20 protein-coding genes are annotated in these 26,663 nt (G+C 72.3%); 14 read left to right on the top strand and 6 right to left on the bottom strand.

Annotation, left to right across the window (positions count from 1 at the left end):
* Positions 1 to 14: 14 nt before the first annotated feature.
* The 8 genes from OG974_RS22310 (at position 15) to OG974_RS22275 (ending at position 12,491) form a co-directional block, all read left to right on the top strand.
* A complete protein-coding gene (locus tag OG974_RS22310; protein WP_327284428.1) occupies positions 15 to 1,625 on the top strand; it encodes an AMP-binding protein in 1,611 nt (536 codons plus the stop codon).
* The gene (locus OG974_RS22305) at positions 1,625 to 2,830 is read left to right on the top strand and encodes an FAD-dependent oxidoreductase (protein WP_327284427.1); all 1,206 of its coding nucleotides are present in this window, start codon (positions 1,625 to 1,627) and stop codon (positions 2,828 to 2,830) included. Before OG974_RS22310 ends, OG974_RS22305 begins: the two co-directional genes overlap by 1 nt.
* Positions 2,827 to 4,824 carry an FAD/NAD(P)-binding protein gene (locus OG974_RS22300; protein ID WP_327284426.1) on the top strand — a complete coding sequence of 666 codons (1,998 nt, stop codon included), beginning with the start codon at positions 2,827 to 2,829 and terminating at the stop codon, positions 4,822 to 4,824. Before OG974_RS22305 ends, OG974_RS22300 begins: the two co-directional genes overlap by 4 nt.
* Entirely contained in the window at positions 4,821 to 6,257 is a 1,437-nt protein-coding gene (pcaB, locus tag OG974_RS22295) for a 3-carboxy-cis,cis-muconate cycloisomerase (RefSeq protein WP_371644208.1), read from the top strand. The genes OG974_RS22300 and pcaB overlap by 4 nt, the downstream gene beginning before the upstream one ends.
* 118 nt (positions 6,258 to 6,375) lie before the next feature.
* On the top strand, positions 6,376 to 7,791 hold the full coding sequence (locus OG974_RS22290; protein WP_327284424.1) for a nitrate/nitrite transporter: 1,416 nt from the start codon (positions 6,376 to 6,378) through the stop codon (positions 7,789 to 7,791).
* The gene (locus OG974_RS22285) at positions 7,784 to 9,886 is read left to right on the top strand and encodes a molybdopterin oxidoreductase family protein (protein ID WP_371644206.1); all 2,103 of its coding nucleotides are present in this window, start codon (positions 7,784 to 7,786) and stop codon (positions 9,884 to 9,886) included. Before OG974_RS22290 ends, OG974_RS22285 begins: the two co-directional genes overlap by 8 nt.
* Positions 9,883 to 11,274 carry an FAD-dependent oxidoreductase gene (locus tag OG974_RS22280; RefSeq protein ID WP_371644204.1) on the top strand — a complete coding sequence of 464 codons (1,392 nt, stop codon included), beginning with the start codon at positions 9,883 to 9,885 and terminating at the stop codon, positions 11,272 to 11,274. The genes OG974_RS22285 and OG974_RS22280 overlap by 4 nt, the downstream gene beginning before the upstream one ends.
* The gene (locus OG974_RS22275; RefSeq protein ID WP_329314068.1) at positions 11,271 to 12,491 is read left to right on the top strand and encodes an FAD-dependent oxidoreductase; all 1,221 of its coding nucleotides are present in this window, start codon (positions 11,271 to 11,273) and stop codon (positions 12,489 to 12,491) included. The genes OG974_RS22280 and OG974_RS22275 overlap by 4 nt, the downstream gene beginning before the upstream one ends.
* A gap of 84 nt (positions 12,492 to 12,575) precedes the next feature.
* Here the strand turns inward: OG974_RS22275 and OG974_RS22270 are convergent, their stop codons facing one another.
* From OG974_RS22270 to OG974_RS22255, 4 genes are all read right to left on the bottom strand, one after another.
* On the bottom strand, positions 12,576 to 13,769 hold the full coding sequence (locus tag OG974_RS22270; RefSeq protein ID WP_327284416.1) for an acyltransferase: 1,194 nt from the start codon (positions 13,767 to 13,769) through the stop codon (positions 12,576 to 12,578).
* Between the two features lie 119 nt (positions 13,770 to 13,888).
* On the bottom strand, positions 13,889 to 15,262 hold the full coding sequence (locus OG974_RS22265) for an aldehyde dehydrogenase family protein (RefSeq protein ID WP_327284415.1): 1,374 nt from the start codon (positions 15,260 to 15,262) through the stop codon (positions 13,889 to 13,891).
* The gene (locus tag OG974_RS22260; protein ID WP_327284414.1) at positions 15,262 to 16,365 is read right to left on the bottom strand and encodes a phenazine antibiotic biosynthesis protein; all 1,104 of its coding nucleotides are present in this window, start codon (positions 16,363 to 16,365) and stop codon (positions 15,262 to 15,264) included. Before OG974_RS22260 ends, OG974_RS22265 begins: the two co-directional genes overlap by 1 nt.
* A gap of 102 nt (positions 16,366 to 16,467) precedes the next feature.
* Positions 16,468 to 17,268 (bottom strand): arylamine N-acetyltransferase, encoded by an 801-nt coding sequence (locus OG974_RS22255; protein ID WP_327284413.1) that lies wholly within the window; start codon positions 17,266 to 17,268, stop codon positions 16,468 to 16,470.
* 251 nt (positions 17,269 to 17,519) lie between these two features.
* On the opposite strand from OG974_RS22255, the gene OG974_RS22250 reads away from it, so the two are divergent.
* From OG974_RS22250 to OG974_RS22230, 5 genes are all read left to right on the top strand, one after another.
* Positions 17,520 to 19,220 carry a carboxylesterase family protein gene (locus tag OG974_RS22250; protein WP_327284412.1) on the top strand — a complete coding sequence of 567 codons (1,701 nt, stop codon included), beginning with the start codon at positions 17,520 to 17,522 and terminating at the stop codon, positions 19,218 to 19,220.
* A gap of 72 nt (positions 19,221 to 19,292) precedes the next feature.
* The gene (locus OG974_RS22245; protein ID WP_327284411.1) at positions 19,293 to 20,507 is read left to right on the top strand and encodes an MFS transporter; all 1,215 of its coding nucleotides are present in this window, start codon (positions 19,293 to 19,295) and stop codon (positions 20,505 to 20,507) included.
* Positions 20,508 to 20,536: 29 nt separating this feature from the next.
* On the top strand, positions 20,537 to 21,958 hold the full coding sequence (locus OG974_RS22240; RefSeq protein ID WP_327284410.1) for an FAD-binding oxidoreductase: 1,422 nt from the start codon (positions 20,537 to 20,539) through the stop codon (positions 21,956 to 21,958).
* Positions 21,955 to 22,797, top strand: coding sequence for an arylamine N-acetyltransferase (locus OG974_RS22235; RefSeq protein WP_327284409.1), 843 nt, complete (start codon positions 21,955 to 21,957; stop codon positions 22,795 to 22,797). The genes OG974_RS22240 and OG974_RS22235 overlap by 4 nt, the downstream gene beginning before the upstream one ends.
* 167 nt (positions 22,798 to 22,964) lie before the next feature.
* Entirely contained in the window at positions 22,965 to 23,450 is a 486-nt protein-coding gene (locus OG974_RS22230; RefSeq protein WP_371644200.1) for a hypothetical protein, read from the top strand.
* A gap of 232 nt (positions 23,451 to 23,682) precedes the next feature.
* On the opposite strand, the gene OG974_RS22225 is transcribed toward OG974_RS22230, so the two are convergent.
* Positions 23,683 to 24,537, bottom strand: a complete 855-nt coding sequence (locus tag OG974_RS22225; RefSeq protein ID WP_371644198.1) for an arylamine N-acetyltransferase — start codon at positions 24,535 to 24,537, stop codon at positions 23,683 to 23,685.
* A 2-nt stretch (positions 24,538 to 24,539) separates the two neighbouring features.
* Positions 24,540 to 25,544, bottom strand: a complete 1,005-nt coding sequence (locus OG974_RS22220; protein ID WP_327284406.1) for an aldo/keto reductase — start codon at positions 25,542 to 25,544, stop codon at positions 24,540 to 24,542.
* Between the two features lie 118 nt (positions 25,545 to 25,662).
* Between OG974_RS22220 and OG974_RS22215 the strand changes: the two genes are divergently transcribed.
* On the top strand, positions 25,663 to 26,604 hold the full coding sequence (locus OG974_RS22215) for an NADP-dependent oxidoreductase (RefSeq protein ID WP_327284405.1): 942 nt from the start codon (positions 25,663 to 25,665) through the stop codon (positions 26,602 to 26,604).
* The last annotated feature ends 59 nt before the right edge of the window (positions 26,605 to 26,663 follow it).

The raw sequence follows: 26,663 nt of genomic DNA, 5'->3' as shown, positions 1-26,663 counted from the left end.
GAAAAGGCCAGACGATGATTCTGCAGCGCATCGGGAACAAGGGAATCCGGCTCGGGACGCTCTTCGAGCGGGCCGCGAGAAAGCACCCGACGAACGTCGTGATCCTCGATCACGACCTGGACATAGCCCCCGCCCTGGGGCGCCGGGCGACGGTGGCCGAGGTCGCCGACCTGATCGACGACTTCGCCTCCCGGCTCTGGGCCGCCAAGGTCCGCCCCGGCCGCCGGGTCGTCGTCTACAAGTCCGACGGCTTCGACATCACCCTGCTGGCCTGCGCGGTCGCCCGCATCGGCGCCGTCCCGGTGCTGCTGTCCCCCAAACTCGACGGCGAGACCGTCGCCGAACTCGTACGCCGTACCGACCAGCCCTACCTGCTCACCGACCAGGACAAGCTGGAGACCGAGTTGCCCGCCTCGGTCTTCGAGGAGGCCGAGCAGGTCCTGCTCACCTCCGGCAGCTACCAGGAGGCCACCGAGCTCGCCTCGCTCGTCGGGGCGCCCCGGGTCCCCGCCGTGACCATGCCGCCCGAACACCCGACCCTGATCACGCACACCTCCGGCACCACCGGCACCCCCAAGCTCGCCGTCCACACCGGCGCGACCCTCCAGGCACGCTACCGACCGCAGGCCACGATCACCAAGCCGCTCATACCCGGCCGCGAGACGATCGCCCTGCACGTCTCCTTCGTCCACTCACGGCTCATCACCGCCCTCGCCATCTCCCTCTTCCGCGGCTTCCCGATCGTCGTCCTCGCCGACTCCGACCCCAAGAAGGCCGCCGACCTGTTCGCCCAACTGCGCCCCGGCATCCTCGAAGCCCACCCCAACTCCTTCATGGAGTGGGAGGAGATGGTCGACGACCCCCGCGGGCCGCTGGCGAACGTGAAGCTCTTCAGCAGCACCTTCGACGCCATCCACCCGCGCACCGTGCAGCGGCTGCTCAAGGCTACGAAGCGCAGGGCCCCGGTCTTCGGCCAGCTGTACGGACAGAGCGAGATCGGCCCGGCCGTCGCCCGCTCCTTCTCCAAGCGCCGCGGGCTCGACGCCGACGGCCGCTGCGTGGGCATGCCCTTCCCCGGCATGACCGACGTCCGCGTCGTCAGCCGCAACGGGCTCCCGCCGTCCGAGACCAACCCGGGCTTCATCGAGGTCAAGAGCGACGGCCGGATCGTCACCTACCTCGGCGAGCAGGAACGTTACGACAAGCAGGTCAACGAAGGCTGGTGGCGCATGGGCGACGTCGGCTACCGCACCAAGTGGGGCTGCGTGCACCTGCTCGACCGCGAGGTCGACCTGATCGAGGGCTTCGGCTCCACCCTCGCCGCCGAGGACACCCTCTTCACCCGGCTGGACGCACTCGCCGAGGTCATCATCATCCCCGACGAGAGCGGTCGCGCCGTCCCCGTCGTCTGCACCAAGGACGACGAGCCCCTCGACCCCGAGGCCTGGAAGGCCGCCGTCGCCGGGCTCCCGCCGATGGCCGAACCGGTCCAGTGGCGCCAGTCCGAGCTGCCGCAGACCGCCACCACCAAGATCAAGCGGCTGGAGCTCGCCCGACTGCTCACCGCCGGCGCCACCACCGCAACCACCGGCGCCACCGCCGACCGCACCGAGGAGAAGGTCTGATGTCGAAGCTGATCATCATCGGTGGCGGAATAGGCGGACTCGCCACCGCCCTCGCCACCGCCCGCCAGGGACACCAGGTCCTCGTGCTGGAGCGCGCCCCCGAGTTCGCCGAGATCGGCGCCGGCATCCAGCTCGCCCCCAACGGCCTGCACGCCCTCGACCGCCTCGGCCTCGGAGACGCCGTCCGCTCCACCGCCGTGCAGATGGACGAGCTCCGGTTCATGGACGGGGTCACCGGCCGGCACGTGGTCAGCATGGACCTGACCGAGCGCTACCGCGAGCGGTTCGGCAACCCGTACGCCGTCGTCCACCGCGCCGAACTGCACACCAAGCTGCTGGAGGCCTGCCAGGCCTCCGACGCCATCGAACTGCGCAGCGCCGTCACCGCCGTCGGGTACGAACAGGACGCCACCGGCGCCTCGGTCGTCCTGGAAGACGGCGAGCGGATCACCGGCGACGCCCTCATCGGCGCCGACGGCATCCACTCCGCGATCCGCGCCCAGCTCGTCGGCGACGGCGCGCCCCGCAACTCCGGGATCACCGTCTACCGGGCCGTCATACCGATGGAACAGGTCCCCGAGGAGCTGCGCCACCTGACCTCGGTGACCTGGTGGACCGGGCCGCACTGCCACTTCGTGCACTACCCGATCGCCGGCGGCAAGTACCTCAACCTCGCGGCCAGCAGCGACAACCACGCCACCGAGACCCTCGCCGGTGTCCCCGCCAGCCCGGAAGACATCCGCCGCGAGTTCTCCGCCCTCGGCGAGGACGCCCAGCGCCTGCTGGCACTCGGCGAAGGCTGGAAGTCCTGGGTCCTGGTCGACCGGGACCCGGTCGACACCTGGACCGACGGCCGGGTCGCACTGCTCGGCGACGCCGCCCACCCGATGCTCCACTACGTGGCGCAGGGCGCCTGCCAGGGCCTTGAGGACGCCGTGATCCTGGGCGACCTGCTCGACTGCGGTTCCGACGAACTCCCGCAGCGCTTCGAGAAGTTCAACGCCGAGCGGCGCGAGCGCACCGCGAAGATCCAGCTCCTCGCCCGGGAGAGCATCAAGCTCTGGCACACCGCCGGGGAGGCCGTCCCGGCCCGCAACGAGTACCTCTCGACCCTCACCCCCGACCAGCTCCACGACTACGTGGCCTGGATGCACGGCGCCCGCACCCTCGACGAGAACACCACCCCGGACGGAGAGCAGCGATGAGCACGCACCAGGTACGCGAGACCGGACGGATCCAGATCGCCATCATCGGCGCGGGCCCCCGCGGCCTGTCGGTCCTGGAGCGGCTGTGCGCCAACGAGCGCCGCAACCCCACGCACTCCGCGGTCACCGTCCACGTGGTCGACCCCTCGGCGCCCGGCGCCGGCCAGGTCTGGCGCTCCGACCAGTCCCAGCACCTGCTGATGAACACGGTCGCCTCCCAGATCACCATCTACACCGACGACAGCGTCCGTACCGAGGGCCCCATCGAGCCGGGCCCGAGCCTGTACGAATGGGCCAAGGACATCGCCTGCGAGTCCGCGGACGGGGCGACCCTCGCCGAGGCCCGCCGGCTGGGCCCGAACACGTACCCCACCCGCGCCTTCTACGGCAGCTACCTGCGCGCCACCTTCGAGCGCGTCGTGCGCAGCGCCCCCGCCCACGTCAGCATCGAGGTGCACCGTTCCCGGGCCGTGGCCATGGCCGACACGCACGGCACCCCCGGCGGGGAGCAGGGCGTCCGGCTGGAGAACGGCACCCGACTCAACAAGCTCGACGCGATCGTGATGGCGCAGGGCCACGTACCGGCCCGGCTGACGCCGCGAGAGGCGAAGACCGCGAGCCTCGCCCGGATCCACCACCTCACGTACGTCACGCCCGCCAACCCGGCGGACCTGAACCTGAACGTCGTGAAGCCCGGAGAGAACGTCCTGCTGCGCGGCCTCGGCCTGAACTTCTTCGACCACATGGCGCTCTTCACCTCCGGCCGCGGCGGCACCTTCGTCCGCGCCGAGGACGGCCGCCTGACCTACCGCGCCTCCGGCAACGAGCCCACGCTGTACGCCAGTTCGCGGCGCGGCATCCCGTACCACGCCCGCGGCGAGAACGAGAAGGGAGCGTACGGCCGCTACCTGCCCCGGCTGCTCACCCCGGAGAAGATCGCCGAGATGCGCCGCCGCTCCCAGGACGGCGAGGGCATCAGCTTCTCCGCGGACCTGTGGCCGCTGATCTCCCGCGAGACGGAGAGCGTGTACTACGGCACCCTGCTGGAGTCCCGCGGCCGTGGCGCCGAGCGCGAGGGCTTCACCCGGCGGTACCTGTCGCTGGAGGACGCGGACGACCGGGCCTCGCTGCTGGACGTCTACGGGTTCGAGTACGAGCAGCGTTGGGACTGGGAGAAGCTCTCCCGCCCGTACGGCGACCGCGAGTTCACCAGCCGCGAGGAGTTCCGGGACTGGCTGGTCGGCTACCTGGCCAAGGACGTCGCCGAAGCCAAGGCCGGCAACCTGAGCGGCCCGCTCAAGGCGGCCCTGGACGTGATGCGCGACCTCCGCAACGAGATCCGGCTCGCCGTGGACCACGGCGGTCTGGACGGCCACTCGCACCGCGACGACCTCGAAGGCTGGTACACCCCGCTCAACGCCTTCCTCTCCATCGGCCCGCCGGCCTCCCGCATCGAGGAGATGATCGCCCTGATCGACGCCGGGGTGCTCGTCCTGACCGGTCCCGGGACCGAGATCCGCGTCGACACCGCCGCCGGCGACGACGCCACCTTCATCGCCCAGTCCCGTACCGTCCCCGGCCCCGCGATCCGCGCCGCCGTCCTGATCGAGGCCCGGCTGCCCGAGCCCGACCTGCGGCGCACCGACGACCCGCTGCTGCGCCACCTGCTCGACACCGAACAGTGCACCACCTACCGGATCGCCGGCTCCGACGGCAGCAGCTACGAGTCGGGCGGCCTCGCCGTCACCGAGCGCCCGTACCGGCTGCTCGACGCCCGCGGCCGGGCCCACCCGCGCCGGTTCGCCTACGGGGTGCCCACCGAATCCGTGCACTGGGTCACTGCGGCCGGCATCCGCCCGGGCGTCGACTCGGTCACCCTCGGCGACTCCGACGCCATCGCCCGCTCCGTCCTGGCCCTGGCCGCCGCCGGCGTGGTCCCCAGCGGTGTCGCGCCGCTGCCGGCCGAGACCGACCTCACCGGGGTCCTGGTATGAGCACGGCCCCTGAGGACCGGGCCGGGCAGGACGCGCTCACCGACGCGGGGCTGCTGTCGCCGGTACGGGTCGGCACCCCCACGGAGGAGGCCGTCAGCGACCTGGCCTGGCTCCAGGCCATGCTCGACGCCGAGGCCGCCCTGGCCCGGGCCCAGGCCGGACTCGGCACCCTCCCCGAGGACGCCGCCGCCGCCATCACCCGTGCGGCCCGGGCGGAGAACCTCGACCTGCGGGCCCTGGCGCTGGCCGCCCGGGAGACCGCGAACCCGGTGGTCGGCCTGGTGCAGGCGCTGACCCGGGTGGTCGCGGAGCAGGACACGCAGGGCACCGGCGCCGCCGAGTACGTGCACCGCGGTTCCACCAGCCAGGACATCTTCGACACCGGCGCCATGCTGGTGGCCGACCGGACGCTGAAGCTGATCCGGGCCGATCTGGCCCGTACCGCCGGGGCCCTGGCCCAGCTGGCCGGCGCGCACCGGGACACGGCGATGGCGGGACGGACGCTGGCCCTCCAGGCCGTACCCACCACATTCGGGCTGAAGGCGGCCGGCTGGCGGCAGTTGGTCCTGGACGCCGACCGGCGGCTGGCCCGGGTGCAGGAGGACGGGCTACCCGTGTCGCTCGGCGGCGCGGCGGGCACGCTGGCCGGCTACCTCGAATACGCCCGGATCGACGGCGCGGACCGAGCGTCGGAGCCCGGCGCGTACCTGGACGACCTGGTCGGGGCGTTCGCCGCCGAGACCGGACTGGCCCGCCCCGCACTGCCCTGGCACGTCCTGCGCACCCCGATCGCAGATCTCGCCGCCGCGCTCGCCTTCACCGCCGGGGCCCTCGGGAAGATCGCGATCGACGTGCAGAACCTGGCCCGCACGGAGGTTTCCGAGGTCGCCGAGCCGGCGGTGGCCGGCCGCGGCAGCTCCTCGGCCATGCCCCACAAGCGCAACCCGGTCCTGAGCACGCTGGTGCGCAGCGCCGCCCTCCAGGTGCCGGTCCTGGCCACCGGCCTCGTGCAGTGCCTGGTTTCGGAGGACGAACGCTCGGCGGGGGCCTGGCACGCCGAATGGCAGCTGCTGCGCGAGTGTCTGCGGCTGGTCGGCGGCGCCGCCCACACGGCGGTCGAGCTGGCCGAGGGGCTGACGGCCCGGCCGGAGCGGATGCGGGCCAACCTGCTGCTGACCGGCAGTCAGGTGGTGTCCGAACGGATCGCGGCCGTGCTCGCACCGGAGTTGGGCAAGGCGGCGGCGAAGCAGCTGCTGACCCGGGTCTCGGCCGCGGCCGGGGAGAGCGGCCGGCCGCTGTGCGAACTGCTAGCCGAGGAGCCCGTACCGGGCGGGCGGTGGAGCAAGGACGAACTGGAGCGGCTGTGCGATCCGGCCGCTTACACGGGCGGTGCGGGGCCGTTGGTGGACCGGGCCCTGGCCCGGCGCGACTGACCGTACGCAGGGACGGAGCCGTCGACTTGACGACTTCGGCGGATCTGCCATTGAGCTCAACTGAACTGAACTGTATGGTTCAAGTCAGTAGTCACCGAGCAGAGAAAGCCGAGGAGCCATGACGTCGCCGTCGCCCGCACGTCCCGCAGCCGGACGCTGGATCGAGGACTGGGACCCCGAGAACGAGGAGTTCTGGCAGCGGACCGGCAAGCGCACCGCCCGCCGCAACCTGGCCCTCTCGGTCCTCTCCGAGCACATCGGGTTCTCGGTGTGGAGCATGTGGTCAGTGCTGGTGCTCTTCATGTCACCGGCCATCGGCCTCGGCTTCGCGCCCTCCGAGAAGTTCCTGCTCGTCGTCGTCCCCACCCTCGTGGGCGCCGCCCTGCGGCTGCCCTACAGCTACGCGGTCACCCGCTTCGGCGGCCGCAACTGGACCGTCTTCGCCTCCGGCATCCTGCTCGTACCCGCCCTCGCCGCCTTCTGGTTCGTGCGCCAACCCGGCACACCGCTGTGGGTGTTCCTCCTGATCGGCGCCGCCGGCGGAGTCGGCGGCGGGAACTTCGCCTCCTCGATGACGAACATCACCGCCCTCTTCCCGCAGCGCCTCCAGGGTTGGGCCCTCGGCATCAACGCGGGCGGCGGGAACCTCGGGGTCGCCGCGGTCCAGCTCATCGGCCTGCTGGTCATAGCCACCGCGGGCAGCACCCACCCCGCGTACGTCGTCGCCGTCTACCTGCCGCTGATCGTGCTGGCCTCGCTCCTCGCCGCCCTCCACATGGACAACTTCGCCGTGGTGCGCAGCGCGCCCGGCGCCCAGCGCGAGGCCGCCCGCAACCCGCACACCTGGTTCATCTCCCTCCTGTACGTCGGCACCTTCGGCTCCTTCATCGGCTACGGCTTCGCCTTCGGCCTCGTGCTCCAGAGCCAGTTCGGCGCCACCCCGCTCCAGTCCGCCTCGTACACCTTCCTCGGGCCGCTGCTCGGCTCCCTGTTCCGGCCCGTGGGCGGACTGCTCTCCGACCGGTGGGGCGGAGCCCGGGTCACGCTCGCCGCGTTCTGCGCGATGGCCGCCGGGACCGGCGTGCTCCTGCTGGCCTCCGCGAACGGCTCCTTCGGCCTCTTCGTCGCCGGCTTCACCGCCCTGTTCGTCCTGACCGGCATCGGCAACGGCTCCACGTACAAGATGATCCCGGCGGTCTTCGCCCGGCAGGCGCAGGACGACGTCACCTCCGGCCACGACGCGGCGGCGGCCTTCGCCAGGGCCCGCCGGCTCTCCGGCGCCGTCATCGGCATCGCCGGCGCGGTCGGCGCCCTCGGCGGGGTCGGGGTCAACCTGGTCTTCCGCAGCGCCTACAGCTCCGCGGGGCAGTCCGGTGAACCCGCCTTCATCGCCTTCCTCGGCTTCTACCTGGTGTGCGTCCTGGTCACCTGGACGGTGTACCTGTGGCGCCGCCCGGGTGCGCAGGCGGCCGCCGCAGCGGCCGCCGGGACGGCCGGCTCCGCCACGGTCCGCGCGGAGGCCTCCCGTGTCTGACGTCCGCGAGGTCACCACCCACTGCCCCTACTGCGCCCTCCAGTGCGGCACCCGGCTCACCCACCAGGACGACCGCACCACCGTCGCCCCGACCTCGTTCCCGGTGAACCAGGGCGGCCTGTGCCAGAAGGGCTGGACGGCGCCCGCACTGCTGGACGCGCCCGGCCGGCTCACCCGGCCGATGGTCCGCGGCGCGGACGGCCGGCTCGCCCCCACCACTTGGGACGCCGCGCTCGACCTGATCGCCACCCGGCTCGACGCGATCCGCACCGAGCACGGACCCGACGCGGTCGGCGTGTTCGGCGGGGGCGGGCTCACCAACGAGAAGGCCTACCAGCTCGGCAAGTTCGCCCGGGTCGCGCTGGGCACCAGCCAGATCGACTACAACGGCCGGTTCTGCATGTCCTCGGCGGCAGCAGCGGGCTCGGCGGCCTTCGGCCTCGACCGGGGCCTGCCGTTCCCCGCCACCGACCTCGGCGGCGCCGACGTGATCCTGCTCGCCGGGGCCAACCCCGCCGAGACCATGCCGCCGCTGATGCGCCACCTGACCGGGGCGCAGCTCATCGTCATCGACCCGCGCCGCACCCCCACCGCCGAGGGCGCGGCCCTGCACCTCCAGCCGACGCCCGGCACCGATCTCGCTCTGGCGCTCGGCCTGTTCCACCTCGCCGTCGTCGAGGGCCACGCCGACCAGGGCTACCTGAACAAGCGGACCACCGGCTTCGACACCGCCTGGGCGCGGGCCGCCTCCTGGTGGCCCGAGCGGGTCGAGCGGGTCACCGGGGTCCCCGTCGCCGACATGCGGGAGGCGGTCCGGCTGCTGGCCGGCGCGGAGCGGGCGTACGTACTGACCGGGCGCGGTGCCGAGCAGCACAGCAAGGGCACCGACACGGTCGCCGCGTTCATCAACCTGGCCCTCACCCTCGGCCTGCCCGGCCGCGAGGGCAGCGGCTACGGCTGCCTGACCGGCCAGGGCAACGGCCAGGGCGGGCGCGAGCACGGCCAGAAGGCCGACCAGCTGCCCGGCTACCGCATGCTGACCGACCCGGCCGCGCGCGCCCACGTCGCCCAGGTGTGGGGCGTGGACCCCGACGCGCTGCCGGGCCCCGGCCGCAGCGCGTACGAACTCCTCGACGCGCTCGGCACGGAGGGCGGGCCGCGCGCCCTGCTCGTCTTCGGTTCGAACCCGGTGGTCTCGGCGCCGCACGCGGCCCGGATCGGGGACCGGCTGAAGTCCCTGGACCTGCTGGTCGTCGCCGACTTCGTACCTTCCGAGACCGCGCAGATCGCGGACGTCGTCCTCCCCGTGACCCAGTGGGCCGAGGAGGAGGGCACGATGACCAACCTCGAAGGCCGGGTGCTGCGCCGCCGCCGGCTGCTGTTCCCGCCCGGCGAGGCCCGCGGCGACCTGGAGGTGCTGCACGGCCTCGCGGTCCGGCTCGGCCAGCCCGCGCACCGCTTCCCGACCGCGCCGCGCGAGGTCTTCGAGGAGCTGCGGCGGGCCTCGCACGGCGGGCGCGCCGACTACTCCGGCATCAGCTACGAACGGCTCGACGCGGGCGAGGCCCTGCACTGGCCGTGCCCCGCGACCGCCGAGGGCGAGGCGGCGCACCCCGGCACCCCGCGGCTGTTCCTCGATGGCTTCGCCCACCCGGACGGGCTGGCCCGGTTCGCCGAGGTCGAGCACCGCGACGGGGCCGAGACGCCCGACGCGGCGTTCCCGCTGTACGCCACGACCGGGCGGGTGCTCGCCCAGTACCAGTCGGGCGCGCAGACCCGTCGGGTCCCGGAGCTGGCCGCGGCCGCGCCGGAGGCCTTCGTGGAGGTGCACCCCGACACGGCCGGGCGGTACGGGCTGACCGACGGCGCCGCAGCCCGGGTCAGCTCGGCGCGCGGCAGCACGCTCGCCCGGGTCCGGCTGGTCCCCTCGCTACGGACCGACACGGTGTTCCTCCCGTTCCACTTCGCCGGGGCGGGCCGGGCCAACCTGATCACCAGTGCGGCGCTCGACCCGCGCAGCAAGATGCCGGAGTTCAAGGTGTGCGCGGTACGGATCGAGCCCGCGCCCCAGAACGCGGAAGCGGTGCGGCCGTGAGCGTGGGCGAGGTGCTGGTGGTCGGCGCGGGACCTGCCGCGCAGCGGTTCGCGGAGCGGCTGCACCACCACGGACACCGTGGCGGCGTGACCCTGCTCGGCGCCGAGCCGCAGGCCCCGTACCAGCGGCCGCTGCTGTCCTCCGTCCTGGACGGGACGCTGCCGGCCCCCGCCCTCGCCCTGCCCGCGCTGCCCGCGGGCACCCGCCTGCACACCCGGGTGACCGTGACCCGGATCGACCGCGCCCGCCGGCTCGTCCACTCCACCCACGGCACGGTCGGCTCCGTGCACCACTACGACACGCTGGTCCTGGCCACCGGGTCCCGCCCCGCCGTCCCCCGCATCCCCGGGCTGCCGGCCGGCGCGGCGACCGTGCTGCGGACCCTCGCCGATGCCGAGCGGTTGGCGGCGGAGCCCACGGGGGCCGCCGTCGTCATCGGCGGCGGGCCGCTCGGGATCGAGGCGGCCGCCGCGCTGCGCCGGGCCGGGCACGAGGTGGCCCTCGTCCACCGCGGCCCGCACCTGCTGGACCGGCACCTGGACGCCACCGCGGGCGCGCTGCTCGCCCGCAGCCTGGAAGGCCTCGGGGTCGAGGTCCACACCGGCCGCACGGCGGCCGCGTACTGCACCGGCAAGCTCACCCTCGACGACGGCCGGGTCCTCGCCGCCGACACGCTGCTGCTGTGCACCGGCGCCGTCCCCGAGACCGGGCTCGCCCGCCGGGCCGGACTCGACGTCCGCACCGGTGTGGTCGTCGACGGGCTGCTGCGCACCAACGACCCGCACGTCCACGCCATCGGCGACTGCGCAGAGCACCCGGGGGACACCGCCGGGTACCTCGAACCCGCCTGGGCGCAGGCCGAGTCCCTGGCCAGGACCCTCACCCACACCCCGGTGCACCACCACGGCACCCGGCAGATCACCCGGCTGCGGGTGCCCGGCATCGACCTCGTCCGCCTGGGGCGGGGCGGGCCGGAGCCCGAGGGTGCGGAGGTGGTCGCGTTCACCGACCCGGCGCGCGGCCGCTACGCCCGCCTCACCCTGCACGGCGGGCGGATCACCGGGGGGGTGCTGCTGGGACTGCCGCGGGCCATCGCCGCCGTGAGCCGGCTCCACGAGCTCGACCTGCCGGTGCCGGCAGGACGGCTGGAGTTCCTGCTCGGCATCGCACCGGCCGCGCCGGGGCCCGACGCGCTCCCCGACGACGCGGTGGTCTGCCGCTGCAACAACGTCACCAAGCACACCATCACCGAGGCCTGCCGGTCCGGGGCCGCCGATCTGGCGCGGGTCGCCGCGGCGACCCGCGCCACCACCGGCTGCGGGGGCTGCACGGACGTCGTCCGCGCCCTCTGCGGCGTCGTACGCACCGAAGGGAGCAGCACGTCATGACCCGTACCGCTCGTACCCTCGTCATCGCCGGGCACGGCATGGCCGGACACCGGCTCGTGGCCGACCTGCGGTCCCTGGACACCGCCGGGCTCTGGCGGATCGTGGTCCTCGGGGAAGAGCCGCACCCCGCCTACGACCGGGTCGCGCTGTCCTCGTACCTCGACGGCCGCAGCGCCGCGGACCTCGCCCTGGCCGGACCCGGCTTCGCGGACGACCCGCTGCTGGAGCTGCGGCTGAACACCGGCGTCGCCGCCGTTGACCGGGCGGCGCGCACCGTGACCACCACCGCCGGCGACGTCCTCGGGTACGACGCCCTCGTCCTGGCCACCGGCTCGCGGCCCTTCATCCCGCCCGTGCCGGGCCACGACCTGCCCGGCGCCTTCGGCTACCGCTCGCTCACCGACCTCGACGCGATCCGCGCCGCCGCCGTACCGGGCCGCCCCGGCGTGGTGATCGGTGGCGGGCTGCTCGGCCTGGAGGCCGCGAACGCGCTGCGGCTGCTCGGCATGGAGCCGCACGTGGTGGAACTCGCCCCCCGACTGATGCCGTTGCAGGTGGATGCGGCGGGCGGCGGTGTCCTCGGGCGCCGCGTGGCTCAGCAGGGGCTGCACGTCCACTGCGGGGTCGCCACGGCCGCGCTCCAGGCGGGCCCGGACGGCGCGGTGGCCTCGGTGGCCCTGGCCGACGGCAGCACCCTGGACGCCTCCGTGGTGGTGTTCTCGGCGGGAGTGCGGCCGCGGGACGAGCTCGCGGGCCCGGCGGGCCTGGCCACCGGCGAGCGCGGCGGGTTCCTCGTCGACGAACGGTGCCGGACGCAGGACGAGCGGATCTGGGCGATCGGCGAGTGCGCGGCCGTGTCGGGGCGCTGCCACGGGCTGGCCGCACCGGGCTACCGGATGGCGGCCTCGGTGGCCCGGCAGCTGCTGGGCGAGGAGGGGGAGCCGTTTGGGGAGGCCGACCTGTCCACCAAGCTCAAGCTGCTCGGCGTGGAGGTGGCGAGCTTCGGCGACGCCCATGCGGCGACCGCGGGCGCGGTGGAGCTGAGCCGGCTGGACGAGGCGGCGGGCACGTACGCGAAGCTCGTGCTGGACGCGGACTGCGCGACCCTGCTCGGCGGCATCCTGGTCGGGGACGCCCGTGCGTACGGGGAGCTGCGGCCGTACGTCGGCCTGGGCCTGCCGGCGGCGGGACACCGGGTGCTGGCCCCCGCGGCCTGAGCGGCGCACGCCGTGCGGGGCGGGACGCACGACACCGCCCTCCGGGTTCCGGGGAACCCGAAGGGCGGCGCGGGGAACGGCGGGTCAGACGGTTTCCAGGGTGCGGTCGTCCCGGACGGCTGCTTCGGCCGCCGCGGCCTTCGCGGCCCTGGCTTTGCGCGAGCTGGAGAAGCGGCGGGTGATCGGCGCCTCCACCCAGGCGTACAGGGCCCAGGACAGCAGCACCGCGACGACGATCTGGGCGGCGATCAGGGCGACGGCGACCGGGGTCGAGTAGAGCTGGTCCCCGAGCAGTTCGCGGGAGTAGGCCAGGACGATGTAGTGGAGCAGGTAGAAGGCGAAGGAGATCTCGCCGAGCCAGATCATGAACCGGTTGTTGAACGGCGTCGGCTTGTTCTCCGCATCGCGCTGGGCGACGGCCGCGATCAGCAGCACGATCGGGATGAGGGTGACCGCGCGCTGCGCGTACAGGTGCTCCACGTTCATCGCGATGCCGTACGTGACGGCCAGCAGCAGCGCCGACCAGGTCGTGCCGATGTTGCGCCAGCGGCCCGCCAGCACGGCGCGGGCGACGAGGATGCCGAGGGCGAAGTCGAGCAGCCGGACGGGCGGCAGGACGTACGCGAACCAGTACTGCACGGTCGAGGTCCCGTCGGCGCCGGGCATCTGCATGCCGCCGCCCGGGATGACCGCGTAGGTCAGCGTCGGGGTGAGGAATATGGCGGCGACGACGCCGCCTATCCAGTACTTCAGCCGCGCCGGGTCGATCTTCTTGATGAACAGGAACAGCGCCGGGAAGGCGAGGTAGAAGATCGCCTCGGCGCCGAGGGACCAGCTCGGCGGGTCCACGCTGAAGTTGGTGGCGAAGTCGGGCACCCACACCTGCACCATCAGCAGGTTGACCACGGCCTGCCAGGGCTTGGTCATGACGGCCGCGAAGGTGACCAGCGCGAGCGCCCAGGTGATCACGTAGTTCGGGTAGATCTTGACGAAGCGGCGGCGCCAGAAGGCGCGCATCGTGTCTTGGTCGCGGGCGGACCAGGTGAGCACGAAGCCGCTGAGGACGAAGAAGAAGGTGACGCCGAGGGCGCCGGCCTGCGAGGCGTACGTGGCGAACGCGTCGTTGGCGGAGTCGTCGGCGAAGAGGCGGATCCACGGGACGCCGAGGGAGGCGTGGAAGAAGAAGACCAGGAGGGCCGCGGGGAAGCGCAGTCCGGTGAGCGACGGGAGCCGCGGCGGTCTCGCAGGTCTGGAACCGGTCGTTCCGTTCATGGGCATGACAACAGTGCTCCTTGTGCGGTGACGGGGAGGTGGCGGGAACGGTGGCCGTACGAAAGGCGGGTCCGGGCTGCGGCGGCCGGCAGGGCGGCCGCCGCGGCCCGGACCCGTCGGGTGTGTCAGTCGCGGATGACGGTCTTGGTCCGCATCAGGAACTCGCCGAGGTAGCCGTCGTGCGGAACGCCCGGCCTGATCCAGTACGTCGGGTGGTCGCCCAGATAGACGTTGCTGATGGTGGGCTCCTGGAGCAGCGCGTCGATCAGCGCCTCGTCCTCGGTGAACGCGGTCAGCACCAGCGAGTTGCGCAGGGGCCCGATCCCGTCGGCGGGCGACCACGGAGCCACCCACACGCAGGGGAAGGGCAGTTCGATGCCGGCCTGCTCGGCGTCCGGGCGCTCCAGCCGGTGCACGGCCGGACGCAGTACGGCACTGCCGTCGCCGAGCTCCTCCACGACGCCGTCGCCGCCGAGGTGCGCCGTGGTCCCGGCCGCCTTGGCGAGCAGGAACTTCTCGATCGCCCGCGCCCCCTCCACCGGCTGCACCGCGAGGACGGCCTTCTCGTCCTCCGGCGGCAGGCTGGGGATCGTGGCCAGGCGCTCGGCGATGGCCTGCGCGAGCGGCTCCGGGTCGCCGTCGATCAGCACGGTCGTGGCGTTGATGCAGGCCACACCGCCCTGGTGGCTGATGGAGTCCACGATGGTGTCGAGGTGGTCGCGCCAGTCGACACCGGCCGGGACCAGCATCTTGGAGCGGCCGGGACCCTGCGGCAGCACGTTGGTGCCCGCGTACTTGCGCACCACGTCGTCACCGCCGTACACGAGGCCGTAGTCGGCGCTGCGCAGGATCTCGTCCGCCGCCTCGTAGTCCGTGGGCAGCAGCACGACCTGGTCGCTGCCGAAGCCCGCGGCCCGCAGCGCGGAGATCAGCCGGTGCGGGGTGAACGGCTCGCGGCGCGAGGGCCGCACCGCGACGCGGTAGCCGAGCGCGAGGGCCTCGACCCACAGCGAGTGCGGTCCGGGGTGGTTGCCCGCGGCGTGCACCGCGAACACGTCACCGCGCCGGGTCCACACGGCGCTGCCGCTGCGGGTGTCCTCGGCGCGCCAGTCGTCCACGGCGCCGGCCGGCCGGGCCTGGTACGCGGCGAACCGGGACTGCTCGGTCGCCTCGATGATGGCGGCGGTCGCGGCCTGCACGACGCCGATCGGCACGCCGGAGACCCGGGCGACCGTGCGCTCGTACTCGGCGAACGACAGCCCGTCGATCGTCTCCTCGGCGAAGATCTTCCCGGCGCGGGCCAGCGCCGCCGTCCGCTCGTCGGCCGGCAGCGAGTCGGCCTTGCGCAGGGCGTCCATGGCACGGGTCACGAACAGCTTCGGGACCAGGCTGAGTTCGGCGACCGGCGCGCCCGTCACATCGGTGACGGTCGTGCGCTTGCGCGCGCGGAACGGTCCGGCGGGCCCGAGCGCGTCCAGCGTGATCAGGCCGGCATTCATTAATAGACCCCTTCGATGACGGTCTCGTTGTCGAATTCCTGGACCGGCGCGATGTCCGCCACGGAGTCCCCGAGCTGCCAGATGCCCTCGGGGCCGGGCACACGGGTCGCGTAGTCGCGCTCCAGGTTGTTCGGCATGAACAGGCTCTTGCTGATGTGGTGCATGACGACCTGGCCGCGCTCGCCGTACGGGACGGTCCCGCGGGTCTCGGGGTCGACCACGTCGAAGATCATGTGGGGGGAGAACGGGTCGTAGACGCACGGGTCGTCGTCGGACAGGCCCGGGCGCTCGCTGGCGTTTCCGAGGATCATCGTCGAGCCGTAGCCGCTGTAGAGGTGGGCCTTGGGGAAGACCTCGGTGCGGTACAGGTAGCGGGTGTCGGCGTCCATCTGCGTGCCGACCCAGTTGATCGCCTTGACCTTCTCGTCGATGAGCTTGGCGAGGTCGTCACGGCGGGCCAGGCGCTCCAGGACCGGCGGCGTGCACATCAGGACACCGATGTCCTGGGTCTGGAGCAGGAAGGCGACCTGGTCGACGATGTGCTCGGCGTACGCGCCGGCCTCGGCGCCCTTGCCGTCGGAGATGAGCTTCTTGACCCAGCGCGGGTCGAGGTCGACGGTGAAGGCGAGGCCACCGCGGAAGGCGGTCTGCCGCTTGATCACGTCACCGACCATGTGGGGTCCGGTCGGGGCGACGACCAGCCAGTTCACGTTCTGCGGAACACCGTGGCGGTCCAGCTGGGCGCTGCTCCAGGCGAGCAGCCGGTCCAACCACTCCTGCAGCAGGACGATCCGCTTGGGGGCGCCGGTGGTGCCGCCGCTCTCGTAGACGCCGACGACCTCGGGCTTGTCCCCGTAGCCGCGGGGTATGAGGTCCTCGGCCCGTACGTCGCGCAGTTCGTTGGCGAGGTTGGGGAACTTGTTCAGGTCGGCGAAACCGCTGATGTCGGTCAGCGGATCGAACCCGAGAGTTCCTGCGCGTTCCAGCCAGAACGGCGAACCCGTTTCCGGGGAGAAATGCCACCGCAGGGCGGCGCGCAGGAATTCGTCGGGGTCCGGCTGGGTGTCGAGTGGAAATTCCAGCAAGGGATCAACGATGGACACAATGCTCCTTCCGGATACGGAGTAACGCCGTACTCCGGGCATCGTGCGCCGGGCCGAACGAGGCGGTCCACGTTATTCGGGTGAGTACGTCAACTGTCTGTGTCAGGTCAGCTGGATCCCGATGGTCCGGTTTGCGCCACCGCTGTCGGGGAGTTCGTCGAGAACCATTCCGAAGTGGGTGCGGTAGGCGTCCAGAAGGTCCTGGTCGCTCTCGGGCTTCTCGATCGTGCGCTGTCCGCCCTCGACCCTGACCAGGCGGTTCCCCTTCAGGGTGACCCGGCCGTCCGCGAGCGCCAGCGAGCAGAACAGCTCCTGGAGGAACGGCGAATCCGGGCTGCTGCGCCACCACCACAGGGTGGGCCCGAAGTCGTCGAGGCGGCAGGCACGGTCGTCGATCCGGTAGAGCGGGCTCCCGTTCAGGGACACGTCGAACCCGCCCTCCCCGGCCGCTTCGACCCGGTACTCGCCGTGCGGGTCCCGCTGCACGTCAGCGGTGCTGAAGCGGAGCGGATGGCGGCTGTTGCGGCCGAACCCGGCGTCGACCAGCCAGGGCTCCCCGTCCAAGGTCACCCGCAGGGCGAGGTGGCACATCGCCGGCCCCAGCCCGTCGGGCCGGTAGACCCGGCCGGGCAGGATCTCGACCTGGTGGCCGAGGGCCTCCAGCAGGACCGCGAAGGCCGAGTTCACCTCGTAGCAGCCGCCGCCGCGGCGCTGCCGAACGATCTTGTCGACGACCTGCTCGCCGAGGTGGATCTCGCGGTCGAGGTGGTAGTCGATGTTTTCGAAGGGCACCGAGAGGACATGCCGCTCCTGAAGGTGGCGCAGACCCGCGAAATCGGGCCGCTCCGGCCTTTTCGCGCCAATTCGGTCGAGGTATTCGGCCACTCCTGCGTCGTCCAGCATGGCATTCTCCTTGACGATTCGAACCCGGCAGCGTACGCCGAATGAAAATACACGGCCACCGGTGGTACCCGAATCGATCTGACGGACAATCCGGCACCTGACAAAGTGCCCCGCCACTTGTTGCCGGGTTCTTGCGCGGTTACCAGCATCGGATGGTCCGGAGTCATCCGACGCGGCACATTCGGTTCGAATGGGCACCGTGGAGTCGGCGTGACTGACCGCCCGCCGATGACGATGGAGAACCCACGGCAATGGCTACCTCTGCCGCCCCCAGCCCCTCGCCCGAAACCGGAGCCGAAGCCGGAGCCGAAGCCGCAGCCGCGCCCGCCGGAGCCGTGCTCGCCCGCACCAGCGCCGGCGTGATCGCCGGGGAGCGCTCCGGCCGGCTGTCCGTCTTCCGCGGCGTCCCGTACGCCGCGCCGCCGGTCGGCACCCTGCGCTTCGCCTCGCCCCGGCCGCCCGAACCGTGGAGCGGGGTGCGCGACGCCACGGCGTTCGCCCCCGAGTCGCTCCAGCCGATCATCCCCGGCAGCGGCGAGGACTCCCTGTACGCGAACGTCTGGACGCCCGCCCCGACCGGCTCCGTCGACGCCGGCCCGGACACCGACGCCGACGCCGACGAGGAAGCCGCCAAGCCGGTGCTGGTCTACATCCACGGCGGTGGGTGGATGGTCGGCGGCGGCAGCCTGCCCGTCTACGACGGCGCCCGCCTCGCCGACCGCGGCGACCTCGTCGTCGTCACCTTCAACTACCGCCTCGGCGCCCTCGGTTTCGGGCTGCACGAGGAGTTCACCGACTCCGACACCGGCGACTTCGCCAACTGGGGCCTCCAGGACCAGGCGGCGCTGCTGCGCTGGGTCTACGAGAACGCAGCGGCCTTCGGCGGCGACCCGGGCAACATCACGGTCGCCGGCACCTCCGCCGGCGGCGCGAGCACCTGGCAGTTCGCGCTGCTGCCCGAACTGCGGGGCATCATCCGCCGCATCGTCCCCATCAGCGCCTGCCACGTCTGGGAGCCCGCCACCTCAATGTCCCCCGCCGACTCCCGGCAGGCGTACGAGGCCGTCGCGCGCCGGCTCGGCACGACCGTGGCCGGCCTGCGGGAGGTCCCCGCGGCCGCCCTGATGGACGCCTGGGAGGAGGTGTTCGGCGGCCTGCCCGGCGAACGCGAGGTCGGCAGCGGCCGCGAGTTCCGCGGCCCGGTCGTCGACGGGCGCTGGATGAGCGCCTTCGACTACGAACTGCCCACCCCCGAGGTCCCGGTGCTGGCCGTCCACACCCGTACCGAGGGCTCGTTCTACACCGGCCCCTGCCCGCCGCAGCCCACCCCGACCCCGCCCCCCACCGACGCGGCCGAGCTCCGCGAAGCCGTCCGCGGCGTGCTGGAGAAGGGGATGGAGAAGGTCCCGTACGAGCTGACCGATGCCTGCATAGCCGCGTACCGCGAGGCCGCGGAGGCCGACGGGCTGCCCCGGGACCCGCTGTCGCTGTGGACGGAGATCTGGGGCGACGCGCTGTTCCGCTACCAGATCGTGCGGCTGTCCGAGCGGCACGCCCGCCACGGCCGCTCGCCGCAGTACGTCATGGAGTTCGCGCAGCCCGTCCGGGCCCCCCACCACGGCACCCCGCACGAGGCGACCTCGCCGTTCCTGTTCGGCACGTACGCCGACCCCGCGGCGATCTCCGCCACCTACCCGGTACCCGAGACCACTCCGCTGTTCCACGACGGGCCGCACGAGCGCGCCGTCTCCGAGACCTTCATGGACCTGGTGGCCGCCTTCGCCCGCGACGGCGTGCCCACCGGCCCCGGTGCCCCCGCCTGGCCGGTCTTCGATCCCGAGCACCCCAGCACGCTGGTCCTCGGCGGTGAGCGGATCGCCGAGATCGCCACCACGTCGAAGCTGCGGCAGCTGCGGTTCTGGGACGAGTCCGGCTGGGTCCCGCGCACCTGACCTGCCCCGCGGCCGCCCTGCCGCCTCCCAGCAGGCCGGCTCCCGCCCCCAGACACGAATGAGGTTCCTGTCATGGCAACACTCGAAACACCCGCCGAGACCGTCACACCGGCACCGGTGCCGGAACGCACCTCCCTGAAGAGCTGGTTCGCCGTCATCTCCGTCGCCGTCGGCATCTTCACCCTCGTCACCGCCGAGCAGCTGCCCATCGGCCTGCTCACCTCGGTCGGCGGCGCCCTGCACGTCTCCGAGGGCACCGCGGGCCTCATGGTGACGGTGCCCGGCCTCGTCGCCGCACTGTCCGCGCCGCTGATCCCCGTGGTCGTCGGCCGCATGGACCGCCGCTTCCTGCTCGTCGGCCTGATGACCGTGATGGCCGTCGCCAACCTGGTCACCGTCCTCGCGCCCAGCTTCGGCATCCTGCTGGCCTCCCGCGTCCTGGTCGGCGTCACCATCGGCGGTTTCTGGGCCGTCGCGGGCGGTCTCGCGTTCCGGCTGGTGCAGCCGGCGGCGATCCCCCGGGCGACCGCGCTGATCTTCGGCGGCGTCGCCGCCGCCAACGTCCTCGGCGTACCGACCGGCACCCTGATCGGCGGCCTCGCCGGCTGGCGCACCGCGTTCGCCACGCTCGGCGTCCTGGCCTTCGTCGTCCTCGTCGCCCTGCTGGCCCTGTTGCCCTCGCTGCCCGCCACCCAGCCCGTCAGCGTGCGCGAGCTGATCGGCCAGTTCGCCAACCGCGGCGTCCGCTCCGGCATCATCGCCACCGCCCTCATCGTCACCGGGCACCTCGCCGCGTACACGTACGTCAGCCCGATGCTCCAGCAGGTCTCCGGCATCGACGAGGACCTGATCAGCGTCCTGCTGCTGGGCTTCGGCGTGGCCGGCATCATCGGCAACTTCGTCGCCGGCGCGGCCGTCGCGAAGAACCTGGGCCGCACCATGGCCGTCATCATCGTCGCGCTCGCCGCCGCGATGCTGCTCTTCCCGGTCCTCGGCAAGACCCAGGCCGGCGGCATCGCCCTGCTGGTCCTGTGGGGCCTGGCCTTCGGCGGCGTCTCCGTCAGCCTCCAGACCTGGATGCTGAAGTCCGCGCCCGACGCGATGGAGGCCGCCTCCGCCCTGTGGGTCTCCGTCTTCAACCTGGCCATCGCGCTCGGCGCGCTCGTCGGCGGTCTGATCGTCGACCAGGTAGAGCTGATCACCGTGGCATGGCTGGGCGGCGTCGTGGTGCTGCTCACCGCGCTCACGCTCCCGAGCCTGCGCACCGCCGGCAAGGACGCCCGGTGAGCACCCCGTCAGCGAAAGGAACGTCATCCGTGACCAACACCGCCGAGACCACCACCGCCGTGACCACCGACGACTTCGCCGCGCTCGCCGCAGAGCTGCGCGGGCCGCTGCTCCTGCCCGGCACCGACGCCTACCAGGACGAGACGGAGACCGGCTTCAACCGGATCCTGGCGGACAGCCGGCCCGCCGCCGTGATCCTCGCCGACGGCACCGCCGACATCATCGCCGCCGTGCGCTTCGCGGCGCGCCGCGGCATCGCCCTCGCCGTCCAGGCCACCGGGCACGGCGTCGCACGGCCCGCCGACGGCGCGCTGCTGATCAACACCCGCAACCTGCGCGGCGTACGGATCGACCCGCGCACCCGCACCGCCCGCATCGAGCCCGGCGTCCAGTGGAGCCGGGTCATCGAGGAGGCCGCGGCCTTCGGCCTGGCCCCGCTCAACGGCGCCTCCCCCGGCGTCGGCGTGGTCTCGTACACCCTCGGCGGCGGCCTCGGCCCGCTCGGCCGCTCGTACGGTTACTCCGCCGACCACGTGAAGAACATCGACCTCGTCACCGCGGACGGCGAACTGCGCCTGGTGTCCCCCGAGGAGCACCCGGACCTGTTCTGGGCGCTGCGCGGCGGCAAGGGCAACTTCGGCGTGGTCACCTCCATCGAGATCGGCCTGTTCCCCGTCACCCGGCTCTACGGCGGCGGCCTGTTCCTGCCCGGCGAGCACATCGACGAGATCCTGCGCACCTGGCGCGACTGGACGCGGACCGTCCCCGACGCGATGCAGTCCTCCATCGCCGTGATGCGCTTCCCCGACATCGACGTCCTGCCCGAGCCGGTCCGCGGCCGCTTCCTCGCCCACGTCCGGATCGCCTTCAACGGGTCGAACGAGGAGGGCGAGGAACTGCTGCGCCCGCTGCGCGAGATCGCCCCGGCCGTCCTCGACACCGTCGCGGACATGCCGTACACCCGGGTCGCCGAGATCAACATGGACCCGACCATGCCGTTCGTGTACTTCGAGCGCTCCACCCGGATCCGCGAGCTCGACGACGCCGCCATCGACACGCTGCTCCCGCTGATCAAGGAGGGCGTGGACGCGGTCCGACCCGGCATCGAACTGCGCCACCTGGGCGGAGCCCTGGGCCGGCAGCCCGAGCACCCCAACGCCCTGCCGCACCGCGAGACCGCGTACACGCTGTTCGCGGGCGCCCCGGTGTGGCCCGAACACATCGAGGACGTACGGGAGTTCCAGGAGCGGCTGATCGAGACGATGGAGCCCTGGCGCATCGGCGGCCCGTTCCTCAGCTTCATCAGCGCCCTGGAGAGCACCCCCGAGCACCTGCGCTCGGCGTACGACGAGGCGACGTACGCCCGGCTCGTCGCGGTCAAGGACGCGTACGACCCGCAGAACGTGTTCCGCGTGAACCACAACATCCCGCCGACGGGGTGGTCCCGATGACGGAGGAGAGGACGAAGACCATGCTCAGCGATGCGATGGTGGACGCGTATCTGGAGCGCATCGGCGCGCGCCGGCCCGAGAAGGCCGACATCCACGCCCTGCGCCACCTCCAGGAGCGCCATGTGCTGTCGGTGCCCTTCGAGAACATCGACTACCACGTCGAGGGCGCCGAGCTGGGCCTTGAGCGCGAGTTCCTCTACGACAAGATCGTCACCCGCCGGCGCGGCGGCGGCTGCTACGAGCTGAACCCCTCCTTCGGGCACCTCCTGGAGGCGCTCGGCTTCTCCGTGGAGATCCTCGCCGGCCAGGTCTTCCTCGGTGGCGCGTTCGGCGCCCCGCTGTGCCACCTGGCGCTGCGGGTGCGCTTGGAGGACCAGGACTGGCTGGTCGACGTGGGCTTCGGCAAGAACAGCCGGTTCCCGCTCCAGACCGCATCGGCGGAGGTCCAGAAGGACCCGCACGGCGCATACCAGGTGACCCGGCCCGAGGAGGGCTTCCTCCAGGTCCACTTGAACGGGAACGTCCAGTACCGCCTCGACGAGCGGCCGGTGCGGATCGGGGACTTCTACCCGACCCTGTGGTGGTACCGCAGCGCGCCGGACTCGGTGTTCCTGCACAACCTGATCTGCTCGATGCAGAACGACGCCGGCCGGGTCACCGTCAACGGCCGCGAGCTGACGCGCACGGACGAGAACGGCACCGTGACGACCCTGCTCGCGGACGACGCCGCCCTGCGCGCCGCTTACGAGGAGAACTTCGGCATCGTCATCGACCCGGCGGCCATGCCGAAGCAGCCGGACGTCGACCCGGCGATCCGCATCATCATGCAGATCGACTGATTTCTCTTTTCATTGTTCACACACCCCTGTGCCGCACGCGTCCTGCGTGCGGCACAGGGGTTTTTCGTGGACCTGACGAATCGACATCCGGTCTATACCTCCTATGAATTCACTGCGCCATCATAGGAATTGCCGGAATACACATCGATTCCTTGGGAGAGATTCACATGCGCAAGAGCACCCGCATCAAGGTCGCCGTTTTCGCGGGCGTCGCCGCGCTCGCCACCGCGACGGCCGTCACGGGTTCGGCGAACGCCGCGGTCGAGGGCGGCAGCGGCTGCTACACCCTGCCGGGCAGCTGGAAGGTCGTCGACGACAACACCCACGACACCTTCCTCGGCAGCTACTACGGCAGCGCCACCGCCACCACCGGTGTCGTCAACTTCACCTCGCCGAACAACACCACGACCGCCTCGCACGGCGAATGGCGCCAGACCGGCTGCGGCACCTACTCCGACACCGACACCGCCTTCCTGATCGGCACGGACGGCAAGGCCGCCTCCACCATCACGTTCAAGGCCAACATCACGGTGACGGGCAAGAACACCGCCAACTTCGACTTCGCCTTCACCATCAACAACCTCGACGGCTCCTTCGTCACCAGCGGCGCCTCCACCGGCAAGGCCACCCGCATCGCCGTCCAGCCCCGCTGACCCCCCACCCCCCTGCGCACCCCCCCTGCGCACCACCCCCGCACCACCCGCACCCCCGCTGCACCCCCCTCAGGCGTCCGCCGTACGGGCCCGGCTCCCCCCAGCCGGGCCCGTACGGCTTTGCCGTGAACGGGCGGCTGCGCCCCCGCGGCCCCGACGGCGAACGGAACGGGGCCCGCGGTGCGCACCGGCCGGGTGCGCGCCACGGGCCCCGCAGGGTCCGTACGCAGGCTCAGGAGGGCTCGGGGGCGGGCAGCGCGGCCACGACCACCGCGACCTCCTCCTCGGTCAGCTCGATCTCGAACTGCTTGGCCAGCAGCTCGCGCACCTCCGCGTCCACCACGTACCGGACCTCGCCGGTGCCGTCGGCCCGGGTCAGGGTGAGCTTGCGGTGGTTGAGGTTGAGCCGCCAGTCCTCCGCGATCCGCTCCAGGAAGACCCGGCCGGTGAACGGCGAGCTGGAGTGCGTGGAGATGAAGTAGTTCGCCACCACGCAGTCGATGTGGTGGTGCCCCTCCGTGGCGTACCAGTACAGGGGGAACCAGTCGTCGTCCCGCTTCAGCGAGAGCACCCACTCCTTGTCGGCGCCCCCGACCCGGGCCAACCGGTACACCCAGCCGTTCTGCTCCGAGACGATCCCGTCGGAGACGAGGAGCGGCTCCAGCGGGCCCTCGTCTCCGAAGCCGACGTCGGCGAGGTACGTCTCGTCGCCCACGGCCACGCTCAGGATCAGGTGCGTGCGGGGCAGCGGCTTGGGCGCGTCGAGGATCGGGCGCGCGTACAGCCGGGTGACCTCGTACCCCAGCCGCTCCAGCAGGAGGGCGAAGAGCATGTTGTGCTCGTAGCAGTACCCGCCGCGCCTGCTGCGCAGGAGCTTGTCCTGCATGACGTCCACGTCGAGGTCGATGCCCCGCCCCAGCAGGATGTCGAGGTTCTCGAACGGGATGGTCAGGGCGTGCGCGCGGTGCAGCCGCCGCAGGGTCTGCGCGTCCGGCTCCAGCGGCCCGGTGATGCCGAGGCGGTCGAGGTACGCCCCGACGTCGAGGCGGTCGGCCTGCCACTGGGCGGCGCTGCCGATGGGCCGCATGCTCAGCCCTTCTTCTCGCTGTCGAGCATGGCCATGCCCTCGGCGTCGAAGCGCGTGCCGGCGACCTCGTCGGCGGGGACGGCCCGCTCGATCTCGGCGACGTCCTCGGCGGTGAGCTCCAGGGAGAGCGCGCCGAGCGCCTCGGTCAGCTGGTCGCGGCGGCGGGAGCCGACGACGGGGACGACGTCGACGCCCTGGGCCATGGCCCAGCCGATCGCCAGCTGCGAGGTGGTGACGCCCTTGGCCTCGGCCACCTTGCCGAGCGCCTCGACCAGCTGGAGGTTGCGGTCGAGGTTCTCGCCGCTGAACCGCGGGAAGTTGCTGCGGCCGTCGTCGGAGGCGGCGGCCCGCTGGTGGTTCCAGCGGCCGGACAGCAGGCCGCGGGCGAGCACCCCGTACGCGGTGATGGCGGTGCCCAGCTCGCGGGCGGTCGGCAGGATCTCGTCCTCGATGGCGCGGGAGAGCAGCGAGTACTCGATCTGGAGGTCGGCGATGGGGTGCACCGCGGAGGCGCGGCGCAGGGTCTCCGCACCGATCTCGGACAGGCCTATGTGCCGGACGTGCCCGGCGTCGACCATCTCCTTGATGGCGCCGATGGTCTCCTCGATCGGCACCGCCGGGTCGAGGCGCGCCGGCCGGTACACGTCCACGTAGTCGGTGCCGAGCCGCTGGAGGGTCTGGGCGAGGGAGTTCTTCACGGCCTCGGGGCGGCAGTCGACGCCGAGGATGCCGCCGGAGGGGTCGCGCAGGACGCCGAACTTCACGCTGAGGGTGAGCTGCTCGCGGTCGTGGCTCTCCAGCACCTCGCGCAGGAGGAGCTCGTTGTGGCCGCTGCCGTAGAAGTCGCCGGTGTCGAGGAGGGTGATCCCGGCCTCGATGGCGGCGTGCGCGGTGGCGACTCCCTCGGCCCGGTCGGCGGGCCCGTAGAAGTCGGACATGGACATCAGGCCGAGGCCGAGAGCGGATACCTCGGGGCCGGCCGAACCAAGTGATCGCAGCTGAGTCATATACCCCAGCATTGAGCAGGCCACTGCGGCTCGAAAACCATTCCACCCCGGTCTGTCAGGTCGTGAATGGCCGGATATCGATGGGGATTCGGCTTTGCGAGTTGAGATCATCGAATGCATGACAGAAACCATGCGCACCGTCCGCCAGGAGTCCCTCGGCGGAATTGAAGTACTGAACTTGACGGATTCCCCGCTCCCGATTCCCGGCTCCACGGAAATTCTGGTAAAGACCCACGCCGCCGGCGTCAATCCCATCGACTGGAAGATCCGAGCGTACGGACTGTGGCTGACCCCGCCGTTCGGCGTCGGCTGGGACGTCTCCGGCACCGTCGTCGCGGTCGCGGCGGGCGAGAACCGCTTCAAGGTCGGCGACGAGGTCTTCGGCCTGCCCTCCTTCCCGCACGAGGCCGCCGGGTACTCGGAGTACGTCGCGGCACCCGCCCGCCACTTCGCGCGCAAGCCGGGCACCTTGGACCACGTCTCCTCGGCCGCCCTGCCGCTCGCCGGGTCCACCGCCTGGCAGGCATTGATCGACGGCGCGGACATCCAGGTGGGCCAGCGGGTGCTGATCCACGCGGCGGCCGGCGGCGTCGGCCACCTGGCCGTCCAGATCGCCAAGTCCCGCGGCGCGTACGTCATCGGCACGGCCAGCGCGGCCAAGCACGAACTGCTGCGCGAGCTCGGCGCCGACGAGCTGATCGACTACACGGCGCAGGACTTCGCCACCGCCGTGCAGGACGTCGACGTCGTGCTCGACCTGATCGGCGGCGACTACGAGGACCGCTCGCTGCGCACCCTGCGCCCCGGCGGCCTCTACATCGGCGTGACGAACCCCCTCGCCATCGAGGAGATCACGGTGAAGGCGACCGCGGCGGGCGTCCGCGCCATCACGGTCAACGTGGCCCCCGACCACGTGGTGCTGGCCGAACTGGCCGCCCTCGCGGACTCGGGCCGGCTGCGCCCGCTGATCGCGGAGACCTTCCCGCTCCAGGAGGTCCGCAAGGCCCACGAGCTCGGCGAGTCGCAGCACACGACGGGCAAGATCGTCCTCACGGTCTGATCCGCAGCCGCCGTACCGCCCCTCGGCCGACGGGCGGTACGGCGGTGACGGGTGGCGCC

The organism is Streptomyces sp. NBC_00597 (genome assembly GCF_041431095.1).
Classification (GTDB): Bacteria; Actinomycetota; Actinomycetes; order Streptomycetales; family Streptomycetaceae; genus Streptomyces.
This window is presented reverse-complemented; position numbering and strand designations above follow the sequence as displayed.